The 13,675-nt window shown below is 55.7% G+C and carries 12 protein-coding genes; 5 read left to right on the top strand and 7 right to left on the bottom strand.

Annotated features, from left to right (window positions below; translation table 11 throughout):
- Positions 1–14: 14 nt before the first annotated feature.
- Positions 15–191 (top strand): hypothetical protein, encoded by a 177-nt coding sequence (locus ACJY2G_RS12365; RefSeq protein ID WP_165353138.1) that lies wholly within the window; start codon positions 15–17, stop codon positions 189–191.
- Here ACJY2G_RS12365 and ACJY2G_RS12370 read toward each other — a convergent pair.
- The 4 genes from ACJY2G_RS12370 to osmF are packed head-to-tail and all read right to left on the bottom strand — an operon-like array spanning position 180 to position 4,044.
- Positions 180–938, bottom strand: a complete 759-nt coding sequence (locus tag ACJY2G_RS12370) for an ABC transporter permease (RefSeq protein WP_120160514.1) — start codon at positions 936–938, stop codon at positions 180–182. The genes ACJY2G_RS12365 and ACJY2G_RS12370 overlap by 12 nt on opposite strands.
- A complete protein-coding gene (locus tag ACJY2G_RS12375; RefSeq protein ID WP_439291787.1) occupies positions 935–1,879 on the bottom strand; it encodes an ABC transporter ATP-binding protein in 945 nt (314 codons plus the stop codon). Before ACJY2G_RS12375 ends, ACJY2G_RS12370 begins: the two co-directional genes overlap by 4 nt.
- Entirely contained in the window at positions 1,876–3,045 is a 1,170-nt protein-coding gene (locus tag ACJY2G_RS12380) for an ABC transporter permease (RefSeq protein WP_120160510.1), read from the bottom strand. The genes ACJY2G_RS12375 and ACJY2G_RS12380 overlap by 4 nt, the downstream gene beginning before the upstream one ends.
- Positions 3,046–3,105: 60 nt before the next feature.
- Positions 3,106–4,044: a glycine betaine ABC transporter substrate-binding protein OsmF gene (osmF, locus tag ACJY2G_RS12385; RefSeq protein ID WP_279919166.1), complete on the bottom strand. Its 939-nt coding sequence runs from the start codon at positions 4,042–4,044 to the stop codon at positions 3,106–3,108.
- Positions 4,045–4,405: 361 nt separating this feature from the next.
- Between osmF and ACJY2G_RS12390 the strand changes: the two genes are divergently transcribed.
- The gene (locus ACJY2G_RS12390) at positions 4,406–5,902 is read left to right on the top strand and encodes an MFS transporter (RefSeq protein ID WP_113877926.1); all 1,497 of its coding nucleotides are present in this window, start codon (positions 4,406–4,408) and stop codon (positions 5,900–5,902) included.
- 159 nt (positions 5,903–6,061) lie between these two features.
- Here ACJY2G_RS12390 and ACJY2G_RS12395 read toward each other — a convergent pair whose 3' ends face one another.
- Complete coding sequence (locus tag ACJY2G_RS12395; protein ID WP_113877865.1) at positions 6,062–7,168, bottom strand: suppressor of fused domain protein; 1,107 nt, start codon at positions 7,166–7,168, stop codon at positions 6,062–6,064.
- A gap of 141 nt (positions 7,169–7,309) precedes the next feature.
- A complete protein-coding gene (locus ACJY2G_RS12400) occupies positions 7,310–8,206 on the bottom strand; it encodes a LysR family transcriptional regulator (protein WP_112290833.1) in 897 nt (298 codons plus the stop codon).
- 201 nt (positions 8,207–8,407) lie between these two features.
- Between ACJY2G_RS12400 and ACJY2G_RS12405 the strand changes: the two genes are divergently transcribed.
- The 3 genes from ACJY2G_RS12405 (at position 8,408) to abgT (ending at position 12,806) form a co-directional block, all read left to right on the top strand.
- Positions 8,408–9,724 carry a M20 family metallo-hydrolase gene (locus ACJY2G_RS12405; RefSeq protein WP_430319009.1) on the top strand — a complete coding sequence of 439 codons (1,317 nt, stop codon included), beginning with the start codon at positions 8,408–8,410 and terminating at the stop codon, positions 9,722–9,724.
- Positions 9,724–11,178: a M20 family metallopeptidase gene (locus tag ACJY2G_RS12410; RefSeq protein WP_430319008.1), complete on the top strand. Its 1,455-nt coding sequence runs from the start codon at positions 9,724–9,726 to the stop codon at positions 11,176–11,178. Before ACJY2G_RS12405 ends, ACJY2G_RS12410 begins: the two co-directional genes overlap by 1 nt.
- 104 nt (positions 11,179–11,282) lie before the next feature.
- Positions 11,283–12,806 (top strand): p-aminobenzoyl-glutamate transporter, encoded by a 1,524-nt coding sequence (gene abgT, locus ACJY2G_RS12415; RefSeq protein ID WP_113877869.1) that lies wholly within the window; start codon positions 11,283–11,285, stop codon positions 12,804–12,806.
- Positions 12,807–12,820: 14 nt separating this feature from the next.
- Here the strand turns inward: abgT and ACJY2G_RS12420 are convergent, their stop codons facing one another.
- A complete protein-coding gene (locus tag ACJY2G_RS12420) occupies positions 12,821–13,660 on the bottom strand; it encodes an oxygenase MpaB family protein (protein WP_439291789.1) in 840 nt (279 codons plus the stop codon).
- Positions 13,661–13,675 lie beyond the last annotated feature (15 nt).

Consider the following 13,675-nt stretch of genomic DNA (forward strand, 5'->3'; position numbering starts at 1 on the left):
CTGAGGTATTGCACATGAATTCGCTTGGCAAAAAATTATTTATCGCGCTGTTTGGTCTGATGGCGATGGGCGCAATTGGCGGCGTGATGGTTGCCGGTTATGCGGTGGTGATCCAGGACGACGCTAAACCTGTCAGCGATAACGACGCCCCTTCTGTTGTCCCTGCGCCGTCTTCTGCATCAACGAACTGATTCGTCTGCCGATCGCTGCTGCCAGCGTTGTAACCACAGGCTCCAGCGTTCAAACAGCATATCCACGCAAATCGCCAGCAGCGCCACAATCACCGCGCCCTGCAACACGTAAGCCGTATTAAAGCCGCTCAGGCCGATAATAATCGGTGATCCGAGGCTTAACGTGCCGACCGATGAGGCAATCGCCGCCGTCCCGATATTGATAATCACCGACGTGCGGATGCCGGAAATAATCACCGGCGCGGCCAGCGGAATTTCCACTTTTCGCAACATCTGCCAGCGGCTCATACCCACGCCTTGCGCAATCTCACGCGCCGACGCAGGCACGGATTCAATCCCGGCAATCGTTCCCTGCAAAATTGGCAACAGCCCGTAAAGCACCAGCGCGATAATCGCCGGTTTTTCGCTGAATCCCATCACCGGCACCGCAACCGCCAGCACGGCGACCGGCGGAAATGTCTGCCCCATCGCCACCAGCGTTTCCACCAGTGAGCGGAATTCCTTGCCCGCCGGACGCGTCACGCCTACACCGGCCGCCACACCTATCACCACCGCGATCAGGCTGGAAATACCGACCAGTAATAAATGTGCTTCCACCAGCGAGGCGAAACTTTCCTGCTGATATACCGGCCTGCTGAGCTCAGGGAACATCCAGTGGAACAGGCCGCCGAGCGAGGTCATGCCGAAAATCAGCGCCAGCAGTAAAGCGAATAACCAAATCAGAGGATCTGCGAATATCCGTTTCATGCGCCGTTCCTCTCAGTGGTCAGATCGGCGAAATGCAGCACGCCGAGCGGCTGGCCCTGTTCATCGACCACCGGCAGTTGCTGAACCCGTTGCGCGACAAATTTTGACAGCGCCTGACTGAGGCTCATCGAATCCGTCAGCGGCGGCTGACTGCCGGAATACGGCTCGCCGCGCCGCGTCAGTGAACCGACTTCGCGCAGTGACAGCAGCCGGATCCCCATATCGCTGCCACCAAAGAAATCGCGCACGAACGGCGTCGCTGGCCGGGTCAGTAATTCCAGCGGTGTGCCCTGCTGCACCACTTGTCCGTCGTTGAGCAGCACGATGCGGTCGGCCAGTGCCAGCGCCTCATCAATATCGTGCGTTACCAGCACAATGGTGCGGTGGGTGATTTTGTGGATGCGCGCCACTTCTTCCTGCAACGTGGCGCGGGTCACCGGATCGAGCGCACCGAAAGGTTCGTCCATCAGCAATACTTCCGGGTCTGAAGCCAGCGCACGCGCCACACCGACGCGCTGCTGTTGCCCGCCGGAAAGCTGATGCGGATAACGATGCCGGAACTGTTTCGGATCCAGATTGAGCAATTCGAGCAACTCCGTCACACGGTCGCGGATTTTCGCCTTCGGCCACTTCAGTAACTGCGGCACGGTGGCGATGTTCTCTTCCACCGTCCAGTGCGGGAACAGGCCAATCGACTGAATGGCGTAGCCCATCCGGCGACGCAAATCCTGCGCACGGAATTTCTCTATCGGTTCACCGGCAAATAAAATCTCACCGCGATCGTGTTCCACCAGCCGGTTGATCATTTTGAGCGTGGTGGATTTTCCCGAACCGGACGTGCCAATCAGAACCGTGAATTCGCCTTTGGCCATTTCCAGCGTGAGATCGCGCACGACCGCTTTTCCGGCAAAGTGTTTGCTAACCTGCTTGAAATGAATCATCTGCGTGTGGTTTCCAGAATTGAGACTGCAAATTTAAAGAGACTGTCGACGACCACCGCCATCAGCACCGCCGGGATCACCCCGAGCAGGACCAGATCCAGCGCGCTGCTGAGTAAGCCCTGGAACATGATCGCGCCCAGTCCGCCAGCGCCAATCAGCGCGGCGACCATCGCCATGCCGACCGTTTGCACCGCTACAATGCGCACGCCGGTCAGGATAACCGGCAAGGCAATCGGCATCTGCACACGTAAAAACACCTGAGCGCGGTTCATGCCCATGCCACGGGCGGATTCAATGACCGCTTCCGGCACCGATTCCAGCCCGGCAATCACGCCGCGCACCAGCGGCAACAGCGAATACAGCACAAGTGCGATAATCGCCGGAGCCAGGCCGATGCCGCTGATGCCGTGCTCTGCCAGCCACGGCAGCGCTTTTGCCAGCCCGGCCAGCGGCGCGAGCAGCAGACCAAACAGCGCAATCGACGGCACGGTCTGGATAATATTGAGCACCGACAATACCGGCCCGCGCCAGCGGGGTTTACGGTGACACAGCAACCCGACCGGCAGGCCGATCAATACCGCAGGCACCAGCGTGCCAGACAAAATGCCGAGATGCTGCCACAGCGCGTCGTTGAACACGTCGGAACGGTTGTCGTATTCCTTGAGCAGCGAAAGTTCGGCAAGCTGACCGTACGCCAGCAGCAAAACCACCGGTACGATCATCTGCACATTAAGCAAAATGCGCAGGCTGTGATTGCGGGTAAAACGGGAAATAGCGTCGGAGGCGATCAGCAGACAAAGCGCCGCGCCCGCCCAGAAACCGCCGCCCAGCGAGGTGCGCGCGATACTGTCTTCATCGCCACCGGCAAGCTGAACCGCAGTGTGACCGGCCAGCCAGACCAGCGCGGTCAGCAGGATTTCAGCCAGTAACATCACCACTAAATGATGGCGGCCATAAAGATTCAGAAAAGCGCAGACCAGCAGTAAAACGGCAGGCAACAGCAGTAAGGCAGAATAGCCATTCAGCAGGCTCGTCAGCGAAATACCTTTGCCGGAGACCAGCCGGTTAGGCGCGTGGCTGACGAAGGCCAGTCCGAAACCGGCCAGCAACAGCAGCAAAACCAGCGTCAGCAGGACGCGGTTTTTAACGGGTGAGTGATAAGTCAAAACATTACCTGATATCAAAGAGCACGACCCGAAGGCCGTGCTCAGGGCGTCACTGCCCGGTTATTTTTTAACGAAACCTTTTTCCTGCAAATACTTCGCCGCCACTTTTTTCGCATCCTGACCATCAACCGCGATTTTCGCGTTCAGGCCCTGCAATGTTTTGGTATCGAGCGAAGCAAACACCGGTTTGAGCAAATCAGGAATGTTCGGATGCGCTTTCAGCGCGGCCTCGCGGATGATTGGCGCAGGTGCGTAAATTGGCTGCACGCCTTTCGGGTCTTCCAGCGTTTGCAGGCCAAGCGCCGCCACCGGACCGTCGGTGCCGTAGGCCATCGCCGCGTTCACACCGGAGGTTTTTTCCGCTGCTGCTTTGATGGTCACCGCCGTATCACCGCCCGCCAGTGACAACAACTGCGCCTGATTCAGTTTGAAACCGTAAGCATTTTCAAACGCCGGTAAGGCATCCGGACGCTCGATAAATTCTGCCGAGGCCGCCAGTTTAAACTCGCCGCCGCTGCTGATGTATTTGCCCAAATCACCCAGCGATTTCAGGTTGTGCGCACTCGCCACGTCCTGACGCACCGCGATAGTCCAGGTATTGTTAGCCGGAGACGGATCCAGCCAGACGATTTTGTTCTGGTCGTAATCCAGCTTTTTAACTTTATCGAAACCGGCCTGAGCATTTTTCCACGCCGGATCTTTATCGTCGGAGAAGAAAAACGCGCCGTTACCGGTGTATTCCGGATAGATATCGATCTCACCGGCGGTGATCGCGCCGCGCACCACTTTGGTCGTTCCCAGCTGTAGTTTATTGGTAGTATGAATACCGTTGGCTTCCAGCACCTGAATAATAATGTTACCGAGCAGCGAACCTTCGGTATCAATTTTTGAGCCGACACGTACGGCATCATCAGCGGCCTGTGCGCTGAAACTTATCGCAGAAACCAGCGCCAGCGCTGCCACGGAAAATCCCCGTACTCGCCCAGTTGTTACAGTCATGCTCTATCCTCTTATCGGGTTATGTTGGTTTTGTCGCCCGGCGACGGCTCAGTCTTTGAGCTTTCATCTGTATAAACAAGCTGCTAACAAGAATAGTCCAATTTCGCGCAGGGGAATGGAGGGTGTGCCATAAAAACAGGCGTCGGTAGCGGAGTAAAATACCGAAATGTTCGAAGCTTATCCGTGAAATCGCTGAAACATGATTGTCTGTTTCCCCGAAAGAAAATGCTCACCCCTTCCTCTTAGATCACTTTGTTTTAACTTATAGCCATTTGTTTTCATTCAACGTCTAATCAGGACTTGTGACGGGCATCACCTCGCCTCTATGCTGGTTTTTTTGTCAAAAAGCGTAAACACAATAATGTCTGATTCAATTGCGGCCTCTCCCGCCGCCTCTTCAGGGGATTACAGCGCAGATCCTGCGTCTGACCAGCCGGTGGTGATTCGTTCCGCTGCCGATATTACTCAGTTAGTGAACCGCGGCGCGGCGAAAATCAGCGACGCGCGCATCGTGATTGCTATTGCACTGGGCGGCGTTTTCCTCGACGCCTACGACCTCGGCGCACTGGCCTTCGGGATGAAAGACATCACCCGCCAGTTTGGTCTGACACCTTCCGGCGCGGGCTTTGTAGCATCGGCGATTACCTTCGGGGCAATTGTCGGCGCATTGTTCGGTGGCTATCTGACCGACAAAATCGGCCGTTACCGCGTGTTCATGGCTGACATGTTCTTCTTCGTGATTGCCGCGCTTGCCTGTGCCTTTGCGCCAAATGAATGGGTGCTCGGTGGCTCGCGCTTTGTGATGGGATTAGGCGTCGGCATCGATTTACCGGTGGCGATGGCGTTCCTTGCGGAGTTCTCAAAACTTCAGGGGCGCGGCAATAAAGCCTCGCGCGTGGCGATGTGGTGCCCGACATGGTACGCGGCGATCAGCGTTTCCTATCTGCTGGTGCTGCTGCTTTATGCGGTGCTGCCAGCCACGCATACCGACTGGTTGTGGCGTCTGATCCTCGGTTTCGGCGCAGTGCCTGCAATTCTGATTATTGCTATCCGCCACCGTTATATGAATGAATCTCCGGTCTGGGCGGCGAATCAGGGCGACCTGCAAAGCGCGGCGGCGATCCTGCGAAAATCCTATAACATTAATGCAGTCGTCGCGGACGATGCGGATAAAACCCCGCAGGTAAAAGTGCGTAAAGCCGCATGGCGCAACTACGGCACGTTGTTGCAGGGTATTTATCTGCGCCGCACCGTGCTGGCGACGGTCACCGCCGTTGCCTCATCATTTGCCTATAACGCCGTGGCGTTCGGGCTGCCGGTGATTTTATCCAGCTTCCTGCAACAGTCGATGATCAGCACTATTCTGTTCTCACTCGGCCTGAACCTGTGTTTCGCCTTCGTCGGCGGCCTGATTGCGGTACGGTATGTGTCGAAATTTGGCGCATGGAAAATGACTTACGCCGGTTACGCCTGCCAGCTGGTGGCAATGATCGGCCTGGCCGTCGTTGGCCGTCCGGCAGACGGCGGTGAAGCGGCGATTTCCATCGCCATGCTGGCGTTATTCCTGTTCGGTCAGGGTTTCGGGCCCGGCTCACACACCATGACGTTTGCTTCACTGAGCTACCCGACGTCGCTGCGCGGCATGGGTGTCGGTTTCAACCAGACGCTGATGCGCGCCAGTTCCACCCTTTCCCTGTTCCTGTTCCCGGTACTTTCCGCTGCGCTCGGCACCGGTGTGTTCTGGGTGATCGCGTTAGCGCCACTGGCGGGACTGATCGTACTGACTGCGGTACGGTGGGAACCGTCGGGATATGATGTTGATGCTGAGGATTTTCAGCAGGAAATTAAACCGGTTTAAGTCTTTGCCATGCTCCTCCCTCTGCGAAGGGGGAGGTTGGGAGGGGGTTTAGCAGACAACTCAGTTGCCATTAATACCCCACCCCAGCCCTCCCCTTCGCAGGGGAGGGAGCAGATCGGTATTCTTACTCATCTCTGTTAGAAAACTGAGAGAGTGACATCAAATCACCGCGCTTCTCGGCGCAAACACAAACCCGATATCGTTCTCGATCATCGCGGCCACCAGTTCAAATCCACCGTTTGGCTTAGCCTGGGCGAATTCCAGTTCGCTGGTAAACACCGGGCTGACCCAAAACTGATTCACCGGATCGCCGTAAATCTTCGGCAAACGCATTTTGTCGGCAGGGCCGCAGAGTGCGGAGGAAATCACGTGGCCTTCGAAACCGAGCGGTGCCATGGGTGACATCAGCGTGTGACCTTCGCCGAGCCAGCTCAGTGTGGTCCAGGGAACCTGCGCGTAGCCGGATAATGCACTCGCCATCTGCACGGCGTTTTCTTCGGTGACGTATTCTTTGCCAACTGAAAAAGCCAGCTCGATGCGGCGGTGCTTTTCCGCTTCATCGTTGAAAACAATGTCGATTTGCGGCATCGGGCGGATGCTCATGCCGACGGTGAAGAAGTAATAGTTTTCTTCATCTTCATGCTGGGAAATCGCCATCGGCGGCCAGTTGCCCTGATTGATCAGATAATATTTCAGCGACGGGCCAAAGCGATCTTCGTAGGATTCCAGCAGTTTACGCTGGATTTTTGGCCACGGATTAGTGAACTCATTTTGCCAGTCACGCCAGAAAAGACGGGTCTTTTCCGCCAGTTCACATTGCGTGTTGGTCGAGGCAGAACCCAGCGGGAAAGTCAGCGGATTCTGTTTAATGCAGCCGGCGGAATAACACACCGAATGATCGATATACAAACTCCAGCCGGGGATCACCGCCAGCAACAATCCCTGATACCACAACGCCGCGCCGTCATCGCTTTCATTCCACAGGATCTGAATTTGTGCCGGATCCAGCGGCGCTTCGCCTTCCAGATTCCGGCAATATTGCGCCGCCAGCATCGGGGCCATCCCCTGCTCCATCGCGTCCGTGTCATCGTTTACCGGCGCGGGCACCAGATTGCGTACCCAACAGGCACGCATTTTCGGAAAACGGTCGCGCAAATCTTCACGCGCAAAAATGTAGAAATACACCACGCGGTTATCCTGCTCGACCAGCGCGGTCAGGGTTTGTTTGTCGTTACTGACTTCAGCAACTATGTCGGACTGGCGCATATGACCTCAACATTATCAGGAAGCTTATTATTCCCTGTGATGGTCAGTGTAGAACGGATAAGCCAGCCCGATAACGGGCAATATTCCCAAAAATCCCCGATAAATCATTAAAACAGGCGCTTTCTTGTCAAAATATCGACATCAGCGGCAATACATGCGGAACAGTTGTGCCAGATGCGCGGCCATTGGTGTCAGCGTGGTATCACGCCGCTGAATGAGATAGAACGTCGCTTTCGGCAGCGGCAGATCTAAATCTAGCGCCACCAGGCTCTGGCCGATCACCGGATCGTTAATCACATCAACGGACAGAACGCTGAGAAAGTCTGTTTTCGCAATCAGGCTGGTGCAAGACATAAAGGTTTCGCAAATCACGCTGATATTCGGCTCCGCATCCATTTCATTGAACACTTCGCTGAGCAGTTTGTAATAGCTGCCTCGCGGCGTCGGCATGGTCCAGTCGCAATGTCGCAACTCTTGCATCGACCGGGCGTTTTGCATCGGATGACCGCGTCTTGCCACCACGCGGTACTCTTTATCCATAAGCTTTTCATATAACAGTTCGTTATCAAAGGGTCCCTGATAATAGGTATTCACCGTGAAATCCAGCTCGCCCTGACGCAGTTCGGGGATCATCGATACCAGTTGTCCTTCAGCGATCCGCACCTTCACATCGGGGAATTCGCGGTGAAAACGGTCCACGACTTCCGGCATGATGGTACGCGCGATACTGGCACCGACACCGAGATTCACCCTGCCGCTGGTACCACCGAGACGCTGCGAAATATCTTCCTGTGCGACACGCAACTCTTCCAGAATCAGGCTTGCACGCTTAAAAAACGCCTCACCGCAGTCAGTGAGCGTCACGCCCTGACGACGGCGGATAAACAACCGCGCGCCTAATCCTTCCTCAAGTTCTTTAATCGATTTGGTCAGCGCAGGCTGTGACAAATTCATCGTCCGGCTGGCGGCACGAATACTGCCCTGACGCGCAACCGACACAAATGCCCGTAACTGATGCATTTTAATTTGTGATGGCATGAGATTCTTTGATAACCCCTGATTATCACTAAGAAGATTTTGGCATCTTATATGCCCTGATTGCTTTATGTACATTGAAAATCATCTAAGGCCGCCTTTCGTCGCTTTCTGCGCGCTGGCCTGCACTTCCCAAAGCATTGATTTCCTCCTTTCTGCCGCTGCGCGGAAAGCCTGCATGTCTGTACAAAAAGAGAGTCCGTGATGGTTAATGAGATTTCTGAACGTGTAGAAAAGCTGTTCCCTTCCCTGCAAACGCAACGTCGTGACCTGCATAAATACGCCGAATCTGGCTGGCTGGAATTCCGCACCTCCACGCTGGTGGCGGAACGTCTGGAAAAGCTCGGCTATTCGCTGCAACTGGGCAAAGAAGTGATAGATGCTGATTCACGTATGGGTTTGCCTTCTGACGCCGTGCTGGCTCAACAGGAGCAACGCGCGCTGGAGCAAGGCGCGATTGCCCGCTGGATGCCGCATTTCTCCGGCGGTTTTACCGGTATTGTCGCCACGCTGGAAACCGGGCGCCCCGGTCCGGTGATGGGGTTTCGGGTGGATATGGACGCACTGGATTTAAACGAAGTGCTGGAAGACCAGCACCGTCCGTTCCGCGAAGGATTTGCTTCTGCCAATAACGGCATGATGCACGCCTGCGGGCACGACGGTCATACGACCATTGGCCTCGGACTGGCGGAAGTGCTGATGCAGGTTCGCGACCAGTTGTGCGGCACCCTCAAACTGATTTTCCAGCCTGCCGAAGAAGGTACACGTGGCGCGAAATCAATGGTTGAGGCAGGCGTGGTGGACGATGTGGATTATTTCACCGCCGTGCATATTGGCACCGGCGTACCCGCGAATCACATCGTCTGCGGTAACGATACGTTTATGGCCACCACCAAACTCGACGTGCGTTTCACCGGCGTCGCTTCTCATGCGGGCGGCAAGCCGGAAGACGGCCGCAACGCCCTGCTCGCCGCAGCGCAGGCAACCCTCGGTTTACACGCGATACCGCGTCACAGCGGCGGTGATTCACGCATCAATGTCGGCGTTTTACAGGCTGGTACCGGGCGCAATGTGGTGCCTTCCAGCGCCACGATGAAAGTAGAAACACGCGGCACCACCAATGAGGTGAACGAATTCATTTACCAGCAGGCGCTGAAAGTGATTTCCGGCGCAGCCGAAATGCATCAGGTGAAATTCGACATCACACTCATGGGCGCGGCGCAAAGCAGCACGCCAACGCCAGCCTGGGTGAATTACATCCACCGGCAGGCGGAAAAACTCGGCGAATTCGAACAGATCATTGACCGACAGGAAGGCGCGGCCGGTTCGGAAGATGCCACGTACATGATGGAACGCGTGAAATCCCGCGGCGGTGAAGCCTCTTATGTGATTTTCGGTACCGATCTGAGCGCAGGTCATCACAATGAACTGTTTGATTTCGATGAAAAAGTGATGATGCAGGGCATCAAAACGCTGGCAGCACTGGCGCTGAATATCGCTGAATTCAAAGGAGATAACTGATGGCTGATCAACAGAATATCGTCAATTTTATCAACGACTTTATCGATAACCAGCAGCCCGCGCTGTCAGAAATCAGCGATGCCATCTGGGATCATCCTGAAACCCGCTTTGTCGAATCTTTCTCTTCTGCATTACTGGCCGACAAACTCGACGCCAGCGGATTTACTGTTGAGCGCGGCGTCGGTGGCATGGAAACGGCATTTATCGCCAGCTTCGGCAGCGGCAAACCGGTGATCGCCCTGCTCGGCGAATTCGATGCGCTGGCCGGTTTAAGCCAGAAAGCCGGTTGCGATGTGGCCCAGCCATTGATTGAAAACGGCAACGGCCACGGTTGCGGCCATAATCTGCTGGGGACGGCGGCACTCGGCGGCGCGCTGGCAGTGAAAGCCTGGATGGAACGTGAAGACATTCAGGGCACGGTGCGTTTTTACGGCTGTCCGGGCGAAGAAGGCGGATCCGGCAAAACCTTTATGGCGCGCGAAGGGTTATTCGATGACGTCGATGCCGCGCTGACCTGGCATCCGGAAACCTACAGCGGCATGTTCAGCAATCAGACGCTGGCCAATATTCAGGCGTCGTTCAGCTTTAAAGGCGTGTCCTCACACGCCGCCGCCGCGCCACATCTGGGTCGCAGCGCGCTGGATGCCCTGACGCTGATGAATACCGGCGCGAACTTCCTCCGTGAGCACATCATTCAGGAAGCGCGGCTGCATTACGCGATCACCAACGCGGGCGGGATTTCGCCAAACGTGGTGCAGGCCGACGCCGAAGTGCTGTATCTGGTACGCGCGCCGCAGATGGATCAGGCGCAGGCGATTTTCGACCGCGTAGTGGATATTGCCAAAGGTGCGGCGCTGATGACCGGCACAAAAATGTCGATGCGCTTTGATAAAGCCTGTTCCAACTACGTGCCTAACCGCACGCTGGAAAGTGCCATGTATCAGTACGTTCAGGCTTTCGGCACACCGCATTATACCGACGGAGAGCGGGCGTTTGCGGCGTCGATTCATGCCACGCTGACGGAACAGGATATTGATAATAATCTTCTGAATATCTCCCGCACCAGCGGCGCAGAAGGCATCGAATTCGCCGAAACCCTGCGCCATTCCCCGCTGACAGACTCTGTTGCTCCGTATGCCCCTAACGGCAATATCCTCTACGGTTCGACGGACGTCGGTGATGTCAGCTGGCTGGTTCCCACGGCGCAATGCTTCAGCCCGTGTTTTGCCGTCGGCTCCCCGCTGCATACCTGGCAGATTGTGTCACAGGGGCGTACCTCCATCGCCCATAAAGGCATGTGTCTGGCGGCAAAAGTCATGTCCTCAACCGCGATAGAACTGCTCACTCAGCCGGATTTAGTGGCGGCTTGTCAGAAAGAGCGCGATGTACAACGCGCACGACGCCCGTATCAGTGCCCGATCCCGGCTGGTGTGAAACCTTCGCCATTGAAATAAATCACTGGTGTCAGTTAATGAAATAAACCGCTCATTCGCGCCCCGTTCCGGCACGGATGAGCGGCATAAATATAAAAAAGACAAACACGACAGAGGGTTAACAGATGAGTATTCAGGCGCAAGACTCCGGACAGAGCCCTGGAGGATTTCTCCAGTGGGTGGAACGTATCGGTAATAAAATTCCCAACCCGTTTTTATTATTTGTTTATCTGATTGCTTTGCTGATGGTCGCCAGTGCGGTGATTTCATGGTTCAACATTACGGCCGTGAACCCGACTAACGGCGAGATTATCCGCGTTAAAAATTTGCTGAGCGTGGAAGGTATTCAGTGGATTTTGCCGAACGTCATCAAAAACTTCAGCGGATTTACCCCGCTGGGGTCGATTCTGGCGCTGGTGATCGGTGCCGGACTGGCGGAACGTGTCGGGCTGCTGCAAAGCCTGATGTACAAAATGGCTTCCAAAGTGAATGCCCGGTACGCCAGTTATATGGTGATTTTTATCGCCTTCTTCAGCCATATTTCCTCGGACGCCGCACTGGTGGTCATGCCACCGTTGGGCGCACTGATTTTCCTCGCCGTCGGGCGTCATCCGGTCGCCGGTTTGCTGGCGGCGATTGCCGGTGTTGGCTGCGGATTTACCGCCAATCTGCTGATTGTGACTACCGATGTGTTGTTATCCGGGCTGAGCACCGAAGCGGCGAAAGCCATTAACCCGGCGGTCCAGGTCAGCGTGATCGACAACTGGTACTTTATGGCCGCGTCGGTGATTTTGCTGACCATTGTCGGCGCTATCCTTACCGATAAATTCGTGGAACCGCGCCTGCCGGTGTATCAGGGTGCGCGTAATGAAGAGATGAAAAAGCTGACACCGGAGCAGAACCGCGGGCTGATGGCCAGCGGCATTGCGGCACTGGTGTTCATCGGACTGGTGGCATTACTGGTGGTACCGGAAGCCGCACCGCTGCGTAACCCGAAAACCGGCGGCATCATTCCATCGCCGTTTATTCAGGGCATCGTGCCGCTGATTATTTTGTTCTTCTTCGTGATTTCAGTGCCTTACGGCATGGTGACGAAGCAAATCCGCAGCGCCAGCGACGTACCGGATTTGCTGGTGGATCCGATGAAATCAATGGCCGGTTTTATTGTGATGGTGTTTCCGCTCTCCCAGTTTGTGGCGTTTTTCAACTGGAGCAATATGGGGAAATTCATGGCAATCGGGCTAACGGATGTGCTGGAAAACTTAGGCATGACTGGTATTCCGGCCTTCCTCGGGCTGATTTTTCTGTCGGCATTGCTGTGTATGTTCATCGCCAGCGGGTCAGCCATCTGGTCGATTCTGGCTCCGATTTTCGTGCCGATGTTCATGCTGCTTGGCTTCCATCCGGCCTTTGCTCAGATTGTTTTCCGTGTGGCGGATTCTTCGGTTATCCCGCTCGCGCCGATGTCGCCGTTCGTGCCGCTGTTCCTCGGATTCCTTCAGCGGTACAACAAAGAGGCGAAGCTTGGCACCTACTATTCGCTGGTGCTGCCGTATCCGATTGTATTTTTTGTGGTGTGGTTGCTGATGCTGGTGGGCTGGTATTTGCTCGGTTTGCCGATTGGTCCGGGCGTTTATCCGCATCTTTAACGATCAGGTAATGGTCAGTTCAGCCGTCCCATCCGGCGCATGGCGCGGTGCCATGAGCCGTTTCTCACCGCCCAGCGCAATACGCCAGCGATGCGTCGGGTAGCAAAACGAATGCTTCTGCGTTTAGACGGGGAAAGGGAAATCCCCAGTTGAGTGGCCGCCCAGTCGGGTAAAAGCTCGATACCCGCCTGAATCATCAGGCTGCCGACAGGCTTTGCCAGACGGCTTGGCGCGGGCGCATTCTGCAATAATCTCACCACTTCCAGCGTACGCTCATCGCAGCGTAACTGCGGGCGCATCGCCTGCAGATACGCGTCTGCCGCCGCCACACTGTCCGGCACGTTTACAGCACCCAGACTTTCTGCCACGCGGGCAAATTCCTGATAATAGCGGTTCTGATCGCTCACACTGAGCGCAGGATTTCGATAACGCAGATGCGATTGCAGGAAACTGTACGCCTCGGCTACGTGCACCCAGACCAGTAAATCCGGGTCGCTGGCGGCATAAGGCGTGCCGTAAGCATCGGTTCCGGTGACGCGTAAATGGATGGGTTTTACCTTTTCGATCAACGCATTGGCGTCTCGAACAGGCGCAAAGGTAGTAGCGGAAATAAACTGACTGGTACGCCGCAGACGGCCAAGCATGTCTTCACGAAATGAGGAATGATCCCAGACACCGGCGAGCGCCAGCGGATGAAGCATTTGCAGCAGCAAGGCACTGACGCCACCACAAAGCATCGAGGAGAAGTCACCGTGAATTCGCCAGGTGATGCTTTCCGGGCCAAAAAGCCCCGGATCACCTGCCGGTTTCTCGAAGTCTATACCGCCCAACGCCAGGCCCGAAATACTCAGCACCTGGCGTTCTATTCT

This window comes from Rahnella sp. ATs2 (assembly GCF_051851855.1).
Classification (GTDB): Bacteria; Pseudomonadota; Gammaproteobacteria; order Enterobacterales; family Enterobacteriaceae; genus Rahnella; species Rahnella variigena.

Bases quoted from the DNA above. Each gene is read 5' to 3' on its own strand.
- ACJY2G_RS12400 (WP_112290833.1), bottom strand. From the start codon at position 8,206: ATGCCATCACAAATTAAAATGCATCAGTTACGGGCATTTGTGTCGGTT.
- ACJY2G_RS12405 (WP_430319009.1), top strand. From the start codon at position 8,408: ATGGTTAATGAGATTTCTGAACGTGTAGAAAAGCTGTTCCCTTCCCTG.
- ACJY2G_RS12395 (WP_113877865.1), bottom strand. From the start codon at position 7,168: ATGCGCCAGTCCGACATAGTTGCTGAAGTCAGTAACGACAAACAAACC.
- ACJY2G_RS12370 (WP_120160514.1), bottom strand. From the start codon at position 938: ATGAAACGGATATTCGCAGATCCTCTGATTTGGTTATTCGCTTTACTG.
- ACJY2G_RS12375 (WP_439291787.1), bottom strand. From the start codon at position 1,879: ATGATTCATTTCAAGCAGGTTAGCAAACACTTTGCCGGAAAAGCGGTC.
- osmF (WP_279919166.1), bottom strand. From the start codon at position 4,044: ATGACTGTAACAACTGGGCGAGTACGGGGATTTTCCGTGGCAGCGCTG.
- ACJY2G_RS12365 (WP_165353138.1), top strand. From the start codon at position 15: ATGAATTCGCTTGGCAAAAAATTATTTATCGCGCTGTTTGGTCTGATG.
- ACJY2G_RS12390 (WP_113877926.1), top strand. From the start codon at position 4,406: ATGTCTGATTCAATTGCGGCCTCTCCCGCCGCCTCTTCAGGGGATTAC.
- abgT (WP_113877869.1), top strand. From the start codon at position 11,283: ATGAGTATTCAGGCGCAAGACTCCGGACAGAGCCCTGGAGGATTTCTC.
- ACJY2G_RS12410 (WP_430319008.1), top strand. From the start codon at position 9,724: ATGGCTGATCAACAGAATATCGTCAATTTTATCAACGACTTTATCGAT.